This window comes from Sulfobacillus harzensis (assembly GCF_012933365.1).
Taxonomy (GTDB): Bacteria; Bacillota; Sulfobacillia; order Sulfobacillales; family Sulfobacillaceae; genus Sulfobacillus_B; species Sulfobacillus_B harzensis.
In genome coordinates this window covers 1-12799 of record NZ_JABBVZ010000005.1, presented here as the reverse complement: position 1 = coordinate 12799, position 12799 = coordinate 1, and the positions used below count along the sequence as shown (strand labels likewise).

At 58.6% G+C, this 12799-nt stretch carries 14 protein-coding genes; 11 read left to right on the top strand and 3 right to left on the bottom strand.

Annotated elements, in window-relative coordinates:
• Positions 1-34 precede the first annotated feature (34 nt).
• Positions 35-1357, bottom strand: coding sequence for a chloride channel protein (locus HIJ39_RS02350; RefSeq protein ID WP_243239289.1), 1323 nt, complete (start codon positions 1355-1357; stop codon positions 35-37).
• Positions 1358-1636: 279 nt separating this feature from the next.
• Between HIJ39_RS02350 and HIJ39_RS02345 the strand changes: the two genes are divergently transcribed.
• From HIJ39_RS02345 to HIJ39_RS02325, 5 genes are read left to right on the top strand one after another with little or no spacing between them, the layout of a single operon-like run.
• Positions 1637-3265 carry a spore germination protein gene (locus HIJ39_RS02345; RefSeq protein WP_243239288.1) on the top strand — a complete coding sequence of 543 codons (1629 nt, stop codon included), beginning with the start codon at positions 1637-1639 and terminating at the stop codon, positions 3263-3265.
• A gap of 5 nt (positions 3266-3270) precedes the next feature.
• Positions 3271-4356 (top strand): Ger(x)C family spore germination protein, encoded by a 1086-nt coding sequence (locus HIJ39_RS02340; protein ID WP_243239296.1) that lies wholly within the window; start codon positions 3271-3273, stop codon positions 4354-4356.
• Positions 4353-5480 (top strand): GerAB/ArcD/ProY family transporter, encoded by a 1128-nt coding sequence (locus HIJ39_RS02335; RefSeq protein WP_169096312.1) that lies wholly within the window; start codon positions 4353-4355, stop codon positions 5478-5480. Before HIJ39_RS02340 ends, HIJ39_RS02335 begins: the two co-directional genes overlap by 4 nt.
• On the top strand, positions 5480-6946 hold the full coding sequence (locus HIJ39_RS02330) for an FMN-binding glutamate synthase family protein (RefSeq protein WP_169096457.1): 1467 nt from the start codon (positions 5480-5482) through the stop codon (positions 6944-6946). Before HIJ39_RS02335 ends, HIJ39_RS02330 begins: the two co-directional genes overlap by 1 nt.
• A complete protein-coding gene (locus HIJ39_RS02325) occupies positions 6921-7628 on the top strand; it encodes a methyltransferase domain-containing protein (protein WP_169096310.1) in 708 nt (235 codons plus the stop codon). Before HIJ39_RS02330 ends, HIJ39_RS02325 begins: the two co-directional genes overlap by 26 nt.
• A 6-nt stretch (positions 7629-7634) precedes the next feature.
• On the opposite strand, the gene HIJ39_RS02320 is transcribed toward HIJ39_RS02325, so the two are convergent.
• Positions 7635-8831, bottom strand: a complete 1197-nt coding sequence (locus HIJ39_RS02320; protein WP_169096308.1) for an NAD(P)/FAD-dependent oxidoreductase — start codon at positions 8829-8831, stop codon at positions 7635-7637.
• A 135-nt stretch (positions 8832-8966) separates the two neighbouring features.
• On the opposite strand from HIJ39_RS02320, the gene HIJ39_RS02315 reads away from it, so the two are divergent.
• The 3 genes from HIJ39_RS02315 to HIJ39_RS02305 are packed head-to-tail and all read left to right on the top strand — an operon-like array spanning position 8967 to position 11318.
• Positions 8967-10238 carry a phenylacetate--CoA ligase family protein gene (locus tag HIJ39_RS02315; protein ID WP_169096306.1) on the top strand — a complete coding sequence of 424 codons (1272 nt, stop codon included), beginning with the start codon at positions 8967-8969 and terminating at the stop codon, positions 10236-10238.
• Positions 10239-10251: 13 nt separating this feature from the next.
• Entirely contained in the window at positions 10252-10554 is a 303-nt protein-coding gene (locus HIJ39_RS02310) for an EthD family reductase (RefSeq protein WP_169096304.1), read from the top strand.
• Positions 10551-11318: an enoyl-CoA hydratase-related protein gene (locus HIJ39_RS02305; RefSeq protein WP_169096302.1), complete on the top strand. Its 768-nt coding sequence runs from the start codon at positions 10551-10553 to the stop codon at positions 11316-11318. The genes HIJ39_RS02310 and HIJ39_RS02305 overlap by 4 nt, the downstream gene beginning before the upstream one ends.
• Here HIJ39_RS02305 and fdhD read toward each other — a convergent pair.
• Entirely contained in the window at positions 11305-12090 is a 786-nt protein-coding gene (gene fdhD / locus HIJ39_RS02300; protein WP_169096300.1) for a formate dehydrogenase accessory sulfurtransferase FdhD, read from the bottom strand. The genes HIJ39_RS02305 and fdhD overlap by 14 nt on opposite strands.
• Before the next feature lie 130 nt (positions 12091-12220).
• Between fdhD and HIJ39_RS02295 the strand changes: the two genes are divergently transcribed.
• The 3 genes from HIJ39_RS02295 to HIJ39_RS02285 are packed head-to-tail and all read left to right on the top strand — an operon-like array spanning position 12221 to position 12734.
• Positions 12221-12364 carry a carboxymuconolactone decarboxylase family protein gene (locus HIJ39_RS02295; RefSeq protein ID WP_169096298.1) on the top strand — a complete coding sequence of 48 codons (144 nt, stop codon included), beginning with the start codon at positions 12221-12223 and terminating at the stop codon, positions 12362-12364.
• Positions 12365-12367: 3 nt separating this feature from the next.
• On the top strand, positions 12368-12541 hold the full coding sequence (locus tag HIJ39_RS02290) for a carboxymuconolactone decarboxylase family protein (protein ID WP_169096296.1): 174 nt from the start codon (positions 12368-12370) through the stop codon (positions 12539-12541).
• Between the two features lies 1 nt (position 12542).
• Positions 12543-12734 carry an HAD family hydrolase gene (locus tag HIJ39_RS02285; protein ID WP_169096294.1) on the top strand — a complete coding sequence of 64 codons (192 nt, stop codon included), beginning with the start codon at positions 12543-12545 and terminating at the stop codon, positions 12732-12734.
• The last annotated feature ends 65 nt before the right edge of the window (positions 12735-12799 follow it).

Genomic DNA, 12799 nt, shown 5'->3' with positions numbered 1-12799 from the left:
TGGCCGTATCGGTCGGCAAGTATGCCAGACTTAGTTAACCTTCTTTGCGTTTTCGCTCTAGGCTGCTGTCCTCTGCCGACATGTCGGAATCCTCCAGGGCCACCCCCGTTTTAATGGGAACCCACGGGGACTTTTGCAGGCGCACTCGCTGACTGGGGTAGACACTGTGGTTGCCAATGAGAATAAAGGCCGGTACCGCAGCGGCCAAAAACTCCGGAGCCAGCTGAGCTCCAAACAGTTCCAGTCCCATCAAAATTCCCGCGATCGGCGCATTGGCCCCGGCAGCGGTTACCCCGACCAGCCCGATGTCGGCTCCAACCGATGGCGGCAGGCCGAGTGGTCCAGCCAGCATAGAGCCGAGCGTCGCACCAATCACGAATAAGGGCGTGATGATGCCGCCGCTCATGCCAAAGCCAAGGGTTATGCCCACGAAAAGAATCTTCCACAAAAATGCCAGGCCGGCCACAGAACCTCCCCCCAGCGCCCGGGTCAGGAGTGGGAGCGAGAGGCCGCTGTATTCCCGTCCCACAACCAGCACCAACAGCGCTAGGGCCGCGCCGGCAATGGTGGGGAAGAGCGGGGGCCACCAATGGCGCCTGTCTTTCAGTCGGCCCATGAAATGGTGCAGTCCGTCCATCCATAAGACCAGAAGATAAGCGGCAAGACCGGCGGCGATGCCGATCACGACAGCACGGCCCAAAAAACTTAACCCGACCTGGGGGACCAGGTGCGGAGCCGGGTAATTCCAAGTCAGTCCCAGCCACCGCGATGTCAGGTAAGCCATGGTCGCGGCCGCGAACGATGGCAGCAACATGTCGTACCAGAGGTCGCCGATAGCCAGCACTTCGATGCCAAGAATGGCGCCAGCCACCGGGGTTCCAAACACGGAGGCGAATCCGGCGCCAATGCCGCAGATGACGATGCGTTGCCGCTGGGCTGGCGAGAAGCGGAACAAATCCGCCAGCGCTGAGGCGACGGCAGCGCCTATTTGCGCCGATGGCCCTTCCTTACCAGCCGAACCGCCCGGGGCAATGGTGGTAATGGTGGCAATCGCTTTGATGGGCGCCACCTTCCAATTGATTTTCCCGGATTGCCGGTGCACGGCGCGAATCACCGCCTCGGTGCCGTGTCCAGCGGCATCAGGGGCACCGTAGTGAATCAGCATGCCGGTCACTAAGCCGCCCAACGGCAGTGCCACCATGATGCCAATGGTGGCCACGTGGCCTGTCTGGGCGATCGACCAGAATAATAGCTTCAAAAAGTAGGTGACGACCACGCCCACCAAGGTTCCAGTCAGTCCCCCCAGGACCACCCAGAGCATCAATTGGCGCCCCATCAACCAGGGTTCGCGGATCATGCGCCGCATATTCGATTGCAAAACTGTCCAACGATATTGTCCCTTGATGCTCTCCTCTCCCTTCGTCTTACCTTCTTAGTATAACGAAACGGCCATGTAATTGACCGGGATGATGGCTAGTATTCGCATCCTGTCCCCAGAAGGGAAATGAATTATCCTCCATGCCATGGATTCGCATTGGGTAAGCTCGCGTATTCTTATACGGGTTCATATGATCGTCACGCCTAGCCCGTCTCCTTAGCCTGGATAATGGTGGGTCGGGTGGGAGATGCTCAGGTTATGGAGAGCGAGCTCGGCAAAAACGTCCCGTACGGGGAATTAGAAGATCTGATGAGCGACATTCGACGCCTGCATCAGGAGCTCAACAGTTGGACGGAAGTCTTGGCGCTGGATCCCATGGCGTCGGTCGATCAGTATGTGCCCGACGTTCCCGCCGCCTATCAGCGCCTTAAAGCCGGCGTTGGCCAAAACTCGGATGTCTTGATGCGCTATCTCCAGGTTCCCTCCTTGCCCGGCGAACAGGTGCTGGTGGTGTGTCTCGACGGCATCTCCGAAACCCAAATGGTTGATCAGGACATTATCGAACACCTATTGAAGACGACGACGCGGCCGGACTTATGGAACGAGACAGCGGTAACGCCGGTCGATGTCACCCAGGCGACAACTTGGACCGACATCCTGCAAAAGCTGGTCGAAGGCAATACCCTCATTTTTGCCCCGCGGGTGCCCTTCGTCTGGGTTGTGGATACGGTCAAATACCCTCAGCGCAGCATTGGACGGCCGCAAACCGAGATGGCGGTCCGGGGGTCCGAGGAAGCCTTTACCGAGGTGTTGGTGACCCAGAAAACCCAGATTCGCCACCGGTTGCGCTCACCGGCCCTGCGTTTCCAAGACTACACGATCGGGGTTGTGCAGCGCACCAAACTGTCGGTGGCTTATCTAGAGGGCATCGCCAATCCCGCCTTGGTGACCACCGTCGAGGAGCGTCTTAAGGCAATAGATGTGGACGGCGTTGTGACGATTACGCAAATTGGGGGACTGATTCGCGACCATCCCCGATCGATTTTCCCGACCATCCGGGAGACCGAGCGGGTGGACATGGCCGTGTGGCGGCTGCTTGAGGGGGCGGTTGTCATCCTGATGGACGGAGATCCGTTTGTGTTGATCGCGCCAGCCCCGCTTATCGAGTTCTATCGCACCGTAATGGATTATTCCAGCAGTTGGGTGGATACCAGCTTCGTGCGGATTATCCGCTTCATGGGGTGGCTGTTAGGGATCTATTTGCCTGCAATATTTGTTGCGTTGGCGCAAGTGAACCCCTCCATTCTGCCCACCTCCTTGTTCATCATTTTTCAAGGCAGCAACGTTGGACTGCCGTTTCCGCCGTCTGTACAAGTGGTGTTGATGATTTTAGTCATTGAGACCTTGCGCGAGGCCGCCTTACGGCTTCCCAAGGTGTTAAGCACCACCATTGGCACAGTGGGGGCCATCGTGGTGGGCACCGCGGTTGTCAAGGCCGGATTGGTAGACACACAGATTATTGTCATCATGACACTGACCGCCTTGAGCCTGTTCTCGACGCCCGTGTATGAGCTGACGGGAACCTGGCGCGCCATTGGGTTCCTAATGTTGGTGGCCGCTCTCTATTTCGGGATTTTGGGCATTGCGTTGGTCACCATCGGGGTTATCGGGGTGCTGGTGGATATGAAGTCCTTTGGGACGCCGTATTTAGAGCCGTGGGCGCCGTTCAGAGTGGCCGACTGGAAGGATGGAGTCATCCGTATGCCCTGGACAACCATGGATCGTCGATGGACGGGCCCGCGCTCACCACGGCGGTGGTGGCGGCAGCACGAGACGGTCAGTACCCATCCCCGTCTTCAAAAAGGGAAAATGGGGTCGCGGCCGTGAAAAAAATGATTGCGGGGGCCTTGCTGGGCGTGCTTATGGTTCTCCTCAGCGGCTGCTGGGATGAACTCTCCATGGCCAATCGGGCGTCGGCGTTGGTGTTATCCGTTCAGCCGGCGCCGAATCAGCGGCTAAAGTGGACGTTTTACTTTCCCAATCCGGCTGTGACGATCAATAGTCTCAACAACCTCTCCGCGGGCCAGCAATTTTATGAAGCCAGCGCGACCGCCGCGTCGCTGGGGAGGGCATACCAGAAGGTGCAGATCCAGTTAGCTCGTGACCTCTATATGGGTCAGCTGGAGGATGTGGTGATTTCGCGCCGCTTGCCAGCCGACACTCTGAGCGAGGTGATTAATGCCTACAACCGGGAGGGCATCTTGCCGAAGACAGTGTATATCCTTGCGCGCTCTGCCGCACTGAACACAGGGCTCCCCGTCACAGTCCAAGATCCCGTGCCGACGGTGTACTTGACCAAGTACTTCGATTGCCGGGCGTGCCAGCCGGTGGAATTGGCCCAGCCTGCTTGGAAAGTCTGGGACAAGTTGCGGACGCCGGGGGTATCGCCGGTGATTCCCTATGAGTCGAAGACCACCAGGATTTCAGAGCTTTTGGTATATCCGGTCAACGGCCAGCCGCGACTCTTAAGCCACCGTCTGACCGTGGGGTGGGCCTATCTGACCAATCACGTGATCAAGGAAAGCTTGTCGTATAGCACGCCTGAGGGTCAGGTCACCGTCAACAACATCACCAGTCATGCGCGCGTCAAATTGACGCTTAGGCGCGGAATGCTCCAAGCCTTCGTCACCATTCACGCCAACGGGGACTTGACACAGTGGCCGCCTTCCACGGCCGTGACGCCTAAAGATATTCGGGTCGTCGAGTCGAAGGCAGCACGTCAACTCGTGGCTTCCTGCCTCGATACCGTGCAATTTGCGGACCGGACGCATACGGATCCGTTCGGGTGGGGAAGAGACTATCTCTTTCGGCATCCGGGATCCAGTCTTGAATTCTCCAAGCACGGTGGAATGATATGGCCCATTAACGCGCATGTTACGGTTACCATGCACATTCCAACGGTTGGGGTGAGTTCGTGAACGGCGTGGCGGAGCCCATTTCGCCGGGACAGTATCTATGGCTGGTGGCCATCTCGGTGGTGGCGGGCGGGATTTACCTCTGGCCGCAATATCTGGTGCTGCACATGCGGACCAATGGCATCTATGCCTTGTTGACGACCACGGCCATTGCGGCAGGCATTACCGCCCTGGAGGTGGCCACGGCCCTTAATGTCCGGGAGACCACCTTTTTTGGTGTGTTGAAGAAAGCGGTGCCCCTGCTTGGCGTGGGATTCGTCTTTCCCATCACCGCTCTCTCCTGCGTGCTTACCGACGGAGTTATTCTCGCCCTTTACGGCCACATGATGCAGAACTTCTTCTATCCGTTAACGCCCATTCTCGCCATCGAGATTCTTATCATCGCGATCGCCTGGTGGCTGGCCATTCGTACGCTGTCGGCGCTGGCCCGGTCGGTGCAGTTTTGGTTCCCCATTATCTTGTTGTTGCTGGTGTTGATTACGGCATTAAGCCTCCCTCACGTCTCCTTCTTGTCCGCGCTCTTGCCGTCTTCCCATTTTTACATTGCACCCTGGCTGGTCGGTGTCGCCAGTACCTGGTTTCTCTACGCGAATGGGAGTGTTGTCGTGACCCTGACGCCCCATGTCCGATGGAAACGCCCCCGAGACGCCTATCTGGTCGCCATCGCGGCCATTCTTGGCCAGGGGGCCGTGCTGCTGTTGTTCTATGTCATGGGTATGTCGACGTTGGGCCCGGATGGCGTGAGCCATTTGTATTGGCCCTTAGTCTATACCTTTTCGCTGGTATCGGTGCGCACCTTCTTTTTCAAGGGCATCGGCGCGTTTGTGATTATGATATGGACGTCCAGCATCGTGCTTTACTTGGCCGTTCACCTGTTTTGCTTTACTTGGAATATTACCAGTGAGTTTCGTGCACCCAAGAATTGGCTTCGATGGGGCATTGCGGCACTGTTGGCCGGTCTCTTTTTGGGCATCACGATTGTGATGCCGTCGGTCGTGGACTTGCGTGCCGTGCTCTTTCATTGGGTCACGCCCGCAACGCTGTTATGGACCCTGGTAGCCGTGCCGATAGTCTGGCTGCTGTCGGTTCGGGTTGTCCGCCGGCACCGGACGGACGACCTCTCGTGATGCTGACGTTCGCAATTGTCAGCCCCTTCGTGGCGTTGGGGCTGGCGCTGCTGGGAATCTTATGGTTCGGACGGCGTCTTGGGCGCCACGTGGAGTCGTCATTAGGAATGAAGCCGAAATCCACTTTGTGGGAAATGTTCTTCACCATGCGCACCCATGGGCTGGCGGACCTCCTCATGACGATGCAACGGGCCGAGTCTGGGCAGCCGGCAGAGCATCCCATGGGTTCCAAGCCAGCGGTTGACTGGCTTAACGCGATTGGGTTTGACCCGGCAACCTTTGTTCCCAAGCTGCGGTCGCAAAACGCTCCGGTGGACCTGAGGGTGACACTGGGGGCTCAGCGGAGCCGTCCACTGCACCTGGCTATGCCGATCCTGATTGCGCCCATGGGCTATGGGATTGCGCTCAGCGCTGAAACCAAGGTGGCGTTGGCCCAAGCCGCCACCTTAGCCGGCATTGCGATTCTTTCAGGAGAAGGACCCTATCTCCCCGAGGAGCGTGCGTTTTCGGAACGGTGGATTTTGCAGGAGAGCCGCGGAGGGTGGGCTCATCAGCCAGCGGTGCGGAATCTTGCGGATATGATTGAACTGCAATGGGGGCAGGCTTCGGAGGCCGGCAAGGGGCTCACCAAGGATCGCGCGGACCTGCCGCCCCGAGTCATCCAGGCAGTTCATGGGGAAGCGGTCATCGAAGCGGCCCCCTATCATTCCATCGAAGAATGGGTTGATGAAGTGCGCCGCCAGCGGTCGGATTGTCCCTTAGGCGTTAAAATTCCTGCCAGCCAGCATTTGGAATCTGATCTGGCGCTCTTGTGCGCTTTGGATATCGATGTGATCACCCTAGATGGTGCGGGTGCCGGCAGTGCCGGCAGCCCGGCCGTGATTTCGGATTACTTTGGCATTTCCACCGCGCTCGCCGCCTACCGTGCGCACCGATGGCTGATGCAGGCGGGATTTCGAGACCGTGTGAGTCTGGTGGTTTCGGGGGGCGTGCATGGGGCGGTCGACGCCGCGCGTCTGATTGCACTGGGAGCGGACGCGGTCGCCGTGGGTTCAGAACTGCTCTTTGCCGCCTTGCACGAACAAGTGGCGGAACATTGGCCAATGACGCCGCCGACGCAAATGGCCTTTGCCCGCTCAAAGCGAAATCATGCGCCCTCATTGGACGTGGGCCAAGCTAGCGAGCACATCACCCATTGGCTTGATGCGACGCGAGCCGAGTTGGCTACGATTTTACGGACCCAGGGGCTTTCCTCGTTGACGGAATTGCGGGCGACTTGTCCCCTGATTGCCCGAACGCCACTGGCCGCGCGGGTGTTTTCACTCCCGTTTGACGGCGATGGCCCGACGCCGCCTTTGGTTGCGCATAAAGTTGGGGAGCTTGTCGCATCATATGCCCAACTCAATCGCATTCTAACCACCATCAGCGAGGAGTGGGCGTATGCATCCCGACGATCATGGCCATAGACAGGATTTGCGCGCGACGTTTGACTTCATGGCAGACCGGTATGTGGACCAAACCATTCGGGTATCCCGCGGCGACTACCCGGGATGGATGGACGATATCACGGCATTGGTTCAGTCATGGGCACCCGAGTCGGTCGCGGATGTCGGCTGCGGACCCGGCTATCTCCTCGAGCGCCTGTCCCGCACGATGGATCATGCCGACCTGGTCGGGGTTGATTATTCCGCCGCCATGCTGCAGCACGTTCCTGAGCACATTCCGACGCTGCATCAACCACTCGAGGAGTGGATCGAATCCTCTGACAAGACCTACGACGTGGTGCTGTTGACCTTTGTGTTGCGAGACCAGCCTAATCCCGACGCGATTCTATCCCAATTGCAAAAGCGCCTCACGGGATCTGGCCACCTGCTGGTTCTGGAGACGCATACACCCATCGGTTGGCGCGGGTGGGGCTTCCATCTGTACTTTGAGCATTGGCTGCCGTTTTGGGGCCAGCGCCGGTTGGCTCCCGATTGGCCAGGAGCGAGGGAACAGGCCCCCTATCGGTGGCTGGCGGACTCGCATCGCCGCTGGAGGCGGGCCCCGGCGTTGCCCGACCGGATGCGAGACGCGGGCTATGGCAATATCGAGCGCCATAGGCCTGAGACCGATGTGGTCATGCTATGGTCGGCAACCCCGGGTTAATCTTCGTTAAGGCATAATGGGCAAGGCCCCGGCGGTCTGGGTGTAGGTCCATTGAAAGATTTGCTTGGCCCAGTACGACGTGCGCCCGCGCAAAATGACTTCGCGCTTGCCGCCATAGACCTTATTGGACAACACAAACAGGGCGTCTCCTCGACCGACTTCCAGCACCCACAGAAACTGCGGCTCATAGGGGCGTGGCTTTTTTCGCTGCCGTTGTTCCCGCCAGGCCCAGTGATGGACGGCCACACGTGCCTGGACCATGGCCGCATGGCCCATTTTGGGCCAAGGATGGCTGGTCACGTCGCCCACCGCATAGATTTCCGGCCAATCGGGGTGTTGCAGATATTCGTCGGTTGGCACCCACCCCAGGCCATCGTCCACCCCGGATCCCCGCAGCCATTGGGAACCTTGCTGCGGTGGGATCCAAACCATGCGGTCATAGGGGATTTCCTTACGGGCCAGCGTGATGAACCGATCGGTCACCTGTTGAAAGGCGGCCCGGGTCACGAGACGAATATTGCGTTTGTGAAGCAGTTCCTGCAACCGCTCCCGAACGGCGGGACTCGCCATTTCCACGATATGTTGCGAGGGTGTGAGCACGGTAATCTCGGCGGCCTCGCGTTGTTTGGATTGGCGTAAATGCTGGTCCCAAAGGAGTGCCGTCTCGAATAGGGGACACTCACAGCCCACGTTGATGGCCGGGTGCCATTCGTTGGGAGCGTCAATTGGACCCGTGGCAAAGACCAACCGCCCTTCCGGGTATTGCCTGTTTAAGGTGGCGGTATGGCGGGCCATGTATCCTTCGCATATGCCTTGATGGTGGAGGGCGAGTCCCGGAATGAGGTTCCACCCCGGGCTGCTGCCGGTCGCAATGAACAACACGTCATATCGCACCGGAGCGTGGGAGGCGGTATAGACCTCACGGGCTGACGGATCGATGCCGACAATGGTATCGTGTAGGAATCGCACCTTCTGCTTTTGCCAAAAGGGGCGAAGCGGAATGGTGACGCCGCTCATTAAGGTGTCGGGGGCGGTGTCCATGGCATGGACCAGGCCTGGACGAAAGATCATTTCATGCCACTGATCAATGACGGTAATGGCCAACCGGCTCGGCGAATATAGGCGCCTAAGCCAACTAGTGACGGCGAGCCCGCCAAAGCGGGACCCCAACACCAGCGCGTGCTGAGTGCGAGACTGCGCCATGAGGCTGCCCCCTTTCCACGAGAGCTTCACTCAGATCATTCCCCGACCCGGCAGGGTTATGTCAGGACGACCAGGCGGGGTTCTTGATTGACCGCTTGATGGTGCCGGGATACGATGATCAGAGGGGGGAAGAGAATGATTTGGGATCGGGAAATGGAAACATTGGACCGGAGTCGGCTCCGCGAACTGCAGCGGACACGCCTTGCCTGGACCTTTGACTGGGCCCGCGAGCGTGTCCCTTTTTATCGTGGGCGCTTGCCGCAGATGGCGCACCTGGACACGCATGCGGAAGAGGTGTTGCGAGAACTGCCCTTCACCAAGAAGAGCGATCTGCGCGACAACTATCCATTGGGGCTTCTGGCCGTCCCTAAAGAACAAGTGCGGCGGTTTCATGCATCCAGCGGCACTCGGGGGAAACCTACGGTGGTGGCCTATACCCAAAATGATCTCGACAATTGGGCCGAGGTGGTGGCGCGGTCCTTGGCTGCGGCCGGCATGAGGCCGGGTCAAACGTTGCAAAACGCTTATGGCTATGGGCTATTCACTGGGGGGCTGGGCCTTCACGCCGGAGCCGAGCGTCTCGGCGTGGCCGTTATTCCCGCCTCAGGGGGTCAAACCGACCGCCAAGTGCAGATGATTATGGATCTGGAGCCGGACGGACTTTCGTGCACACCGAGCTATGCGCTCTTTGTCGCCGAGACGATGGAAAAGATGGGAATTGATCCGGCCGACACGTCGCTCAAAACGGGGATTTTTGGGGCCGAGCCGTGGAGCGACGGCTTGCGAAAACGTCTCGAAGAGGCGCTTCACATTCAGGCCGTGGACATCTATGGGCTTTCTGAAATTACCGGACCTGGGGTCGCGATTGAGTGTGTGGATGGCAAAAATGGGCTGCATGTCTTTGAAGATTTCTTCTACGTAGAAGTTATTAATCCGAACACCCTGGAGCCCGTTGCTCCCGGGGAAGTGGGCGAATTGGTGCTGACCACCCTGACCAAGGAAGCGATGCCGATGATTCGTTATCGGACCGGCGACCTGGTCTCGGTAAATCCCGAACCCTGTGTCTGCGGCAGAACCTCGGTCCGAATCAGTCGCATTCATGGTCGCTCCGACGACATGTTGATTGTTCACGGAGTGAATGTATTTCCCAGCGAAATTGAGCGGGTGCTGTTGTCGCACCCGGCCGTGAGCGGCCACTATCAATTGGTTTGGGAGGGAACCCCGGCCCGTCGCGATTTGGTGGTGGAGTTGGAGAGTCGGGCGCTGACTGAGGAGATGGGTCATCAGTTGGAATCCCAATTGTCGCGCTCACTGGGCGTAAAATTGGGATTGAGGGTGGTTGCCGAGGGTACGGTGCCGCGAAGTCAGGGGAAGGCGGTCCGTGTCATAGACCGGGTTGGGCAGTAAGGAGGCGAGAGGGATGGTATCTCTGTTTGCGCTCTATCGACGACCGGCCGACGAGGCGGCTTTTTTGGACTACTATCGGAATCATCATGTACCGTTGGCCCGTACTATGCCGGGGCTCTTGAGTCTGGAATGGGGGCACCCGTCGGCGTTGGCTCCTGGCGAATCGGCCGAATGGTACATCGTCGCGGAGATGCGTTTTGCCAATCGGGCGGCGATGGATGCGGCGCTGGCGTCTTCCGAGGGGCGTGCCGCTTTACGGGATGTGCAGCAGTTTGCGGGCAATCTAGTCACAATGCGGGTGGTGAATTGGGAATGAGTGTGATTTTAGAGGAATCACGAGGGTTGGTGACCCTGCTGCGCTTGAATCGACCGGAGGTTCTCAACGCCCTCTCGAGTGAAGTGATGGAAGCATTGTCACAGCGACTGACGGCGCTCGATCAGGATGAGACAGTGAGGGCGGTCGTGATTACCGGCAATGAACGTGCCTTTGCGGCAGGAGCGGATATTGGGGAGCTCGCCGGGAATACGGCCGTGAGCATGTTGAATTCCCGGCAGATTACCCGCTGGGAAGCGATCAAGAAGTTTTCCAAGCCGCTCATTGCCGCCGTGGCCGGTTGGGCTTTGGGTGGCGGCATGGAACTGGTAATGGCCTGTGATATGGTGATCGCCGGTGACAACGCCCGTTTCGGGCAACCTGAGATTAAAATTGGGGTTATGCCCGGAGCGGGTGGAACGCAACGCCTGACCAAAGCGATAGGGAAGGCGCGGGCCATGGAGATGGTACTGACGGGCCGCACCATCACGGCTGAAGAGGCATTGGCTATGGGCCTCATTAACCGGGTTGTGGCCAAAGAAGAGGTGGTCAACCGTGCTCTGCAACTGGCTGAGGAGATTGCCGCCATGCCGCCCTTAGCGGTTCGCCTCGCCAAGGAGTCGGTGTTGACGGCGCTGGACACGCCGCTTGACGTGGGGCTTCTGCATGAGCGGCGGCTCTTCAGCCTGCTTTTTGCCTCAGAGGATCAAAAAGAGGGGATGCAAGCCTTCTTGGAAAAGCGCCCACCCGATTTCAAGGGGCGCTGACAATCCGTTCGGGGTGAGTGAAGACGCTGAGTTCATCGTCGCGGAGAAAGCCGACGGCAGTAATGCCCAAGTCCTCCGCCAAACGAAGACCAAGACTGGTGGGCGCTGCATTGGAGACAATTGCGGGACAGCCCATCAGCCGCGTCTTCCAGATAATTTCTGCGGACAAGCGGCCTGAGAAAAGAATGACCGAGGCTCCGAAGTCCATCGGGTTTCTCGCCAGGGCGGCGCCGTACAGCTTATCCAGAGCGTTGTGGCGTCCAACATCGGCGCGGGCCAATAAAAGGGTCTCGCCATTAGTGAGACCGGCCACATGAAGTCCGCCGGAGTGCTGCGTGTGGGACCAGCGGCTAAGCTCGCCAAACACCGCTTGCAGTTTTTCCACGTGAAGGGTGAGTGGCGCTTGAAGCGGGCTCATACCGCTTGGTTCGAAAAATCCCGGACGACTTTGGCCGCAGCATGAGCCGAGGTAGCGCCCCTTCTGGGGATGTTTGGGCGCGTTGGGCACGCGAACCCACAGTTGCCCATCTTCGGGCCGCCAGAGAAACACGGTGATATCGGATGCGTGCTCGATGAGTCCTTCGCCTGCCAAGAATCCGGTTACCCAGTCACGCAGGTCGAGAGGCGTGAGCGCGACCGTGACATATTCCTGACCGTTGACGAAAAGCGTGACGGCTATCTCCTCGACAACCTCGCCGGTTTCCATGTGCCATTGGCCGCTGTGCCAGTGGCGCCTGACTTGAGGCTTTACCCCTTCTATCAAGTCGGTCATGGACTCGCCCTCCCTTACAACCCCTGACTCTAGTATAGCGGATTCACCAGGAGTGGGAACGCGCGAACTACACGAACCGAAAAGTAGCTGATACACTAAAGTCAGCTCGTAACAAAAGGGAGGGAATCCGATGCCGAATGTTTCCGACGGATTTATGAGAAACGGGGAGTTTCAGGCATATTTTCAGGAAACCCACAAGGCAGGGGCGTTGGACGCCAAGACGAAGGAGCTTCTGCACCTTGCGCTGGTTTTGGCCTACCACTGCGAACCCTGAGCGGTGAGCCACTTCGCAGGTGCGAAGCGGGCTGGAGCCAGCGATGAGGAGATCCAAGAAGCGGTACACTTGGCAGCCTCGGTCGGGGCGGGGGTTGTGTTAGCGATGGCAGATCGCGGTCGTGCCGCCTCAGAAGCCCATCACTATTGGTGGAAGCCGCCGCGCGAGGAGAAGTAGCATGCTAGTGGTATTCGATGCCTATGGCACGCTCTGGGATATCGAGCGAATTTCGCAAGCCGTGAAAGATGAAATCGGGGCCGGCGACGCGGGACGGTTTTTGGCGCTATGGCGGCAAAAACAGTTGGAGTATGCCTTTTTAGAGACGCTGATGGACCGCTTTGAACCGTTTTCCTTAGTTAGATTCTGCTGAAAAAGTCGGTCCGTGTCGATGACCCAGACGGGAACACCATTTGGGCAATGGGGATGGGGGGCCTT

Excerpts from the sequence above, each read along its gene's own strand:
- HIJ39_RS02330 (WP_169096457.1), top strand. The coding sequence starts at position 5,480 with ATGCTGACGTTCGCAATTGTCAGCCCCTTCGTGGCGTTGGGGCTGGCG.
- HIJ39_RS02340 (WP_243239296.1), top strand. The coding sequence starts at position 3,271 with ATGATTGCGGGGGCCTTGCTGGGCGTGCTTATGGTTCTCCTCAGCGGC.
- HIJ39_RS02350 (WP_243239289.1), bottom strand. The coding sequence starts at position 1,357 with ATGATCCGCGAACCCTGGTTGATGGGGCGCCAATTGATGCTCTGGGTG.
- HIJ39_RS02325 (WP_169096310.1), top strand. The coding sequence starts at position 6,921 with ATGCATCCCGACGATCATGGCCATAGACAGGATTTGCGCGCGACGTTT.
- HIJ39_RS02295 (WP_169096298.1), top strand. The coding sequence starts at position 12,221 with ATGCCGAATGTTTCCGACGGATTTATGAGAAACGGGGAGTTTCAGGCA.
- HIJ39_RS02345 (WP_243239288.1), top strand. The coding sequence starts at position 1,637 with ATGGAGAGCGAGCTCGGCAAAAACGTCCCGTACGGGGAATTAGAAGAT.
- HIJ39_RS02320 (WP_169096308.1), bottom strand. The coding sequence starts at position 8,831 with ATGGCGCAGTCTCGCACTCAGCACGCGCTGGTGTTGGGGTCCCGCTTT.
- HIJ39_RS02305 (WP_169096302.1), top strand. The coding sequence starts at position 10,551 with ATGAGTGTGATTTTAGAGGAATCACGAGGGTTGGTGACCCTGCTGCGC.
- HIJ39_RS02285 (WP_169096294.1), top strand. The coding sequence starts at position 12,543 with ATGCTAGTGGTATTCGATGCCTATGGCACGCTCTGGGATATCGAGCGA.
- fdhD (WP_169096300.1), bottom strand. The coding sequence starts at position 12,090 with ATGACCGACTTGATAGAAGGGGTAAAGCCTCAAGTCAGGCGCCACTGG.
- HIJ39_RS02315 (WP_169096306.1), top strand. The coding sequence starts at position 8,967 with ATGATTTGGGATCGGGAAATGGAAACATTGGACCGGAGTCGGCTCCGC.
- HIJ39_RS02310 (WP_169096304.1), top strand. The coding sequence starts at position 10,252 with ATGGTATCTCTGTTTGCGCTCTATCGACGACCGGCCGACGAGGCGGCT.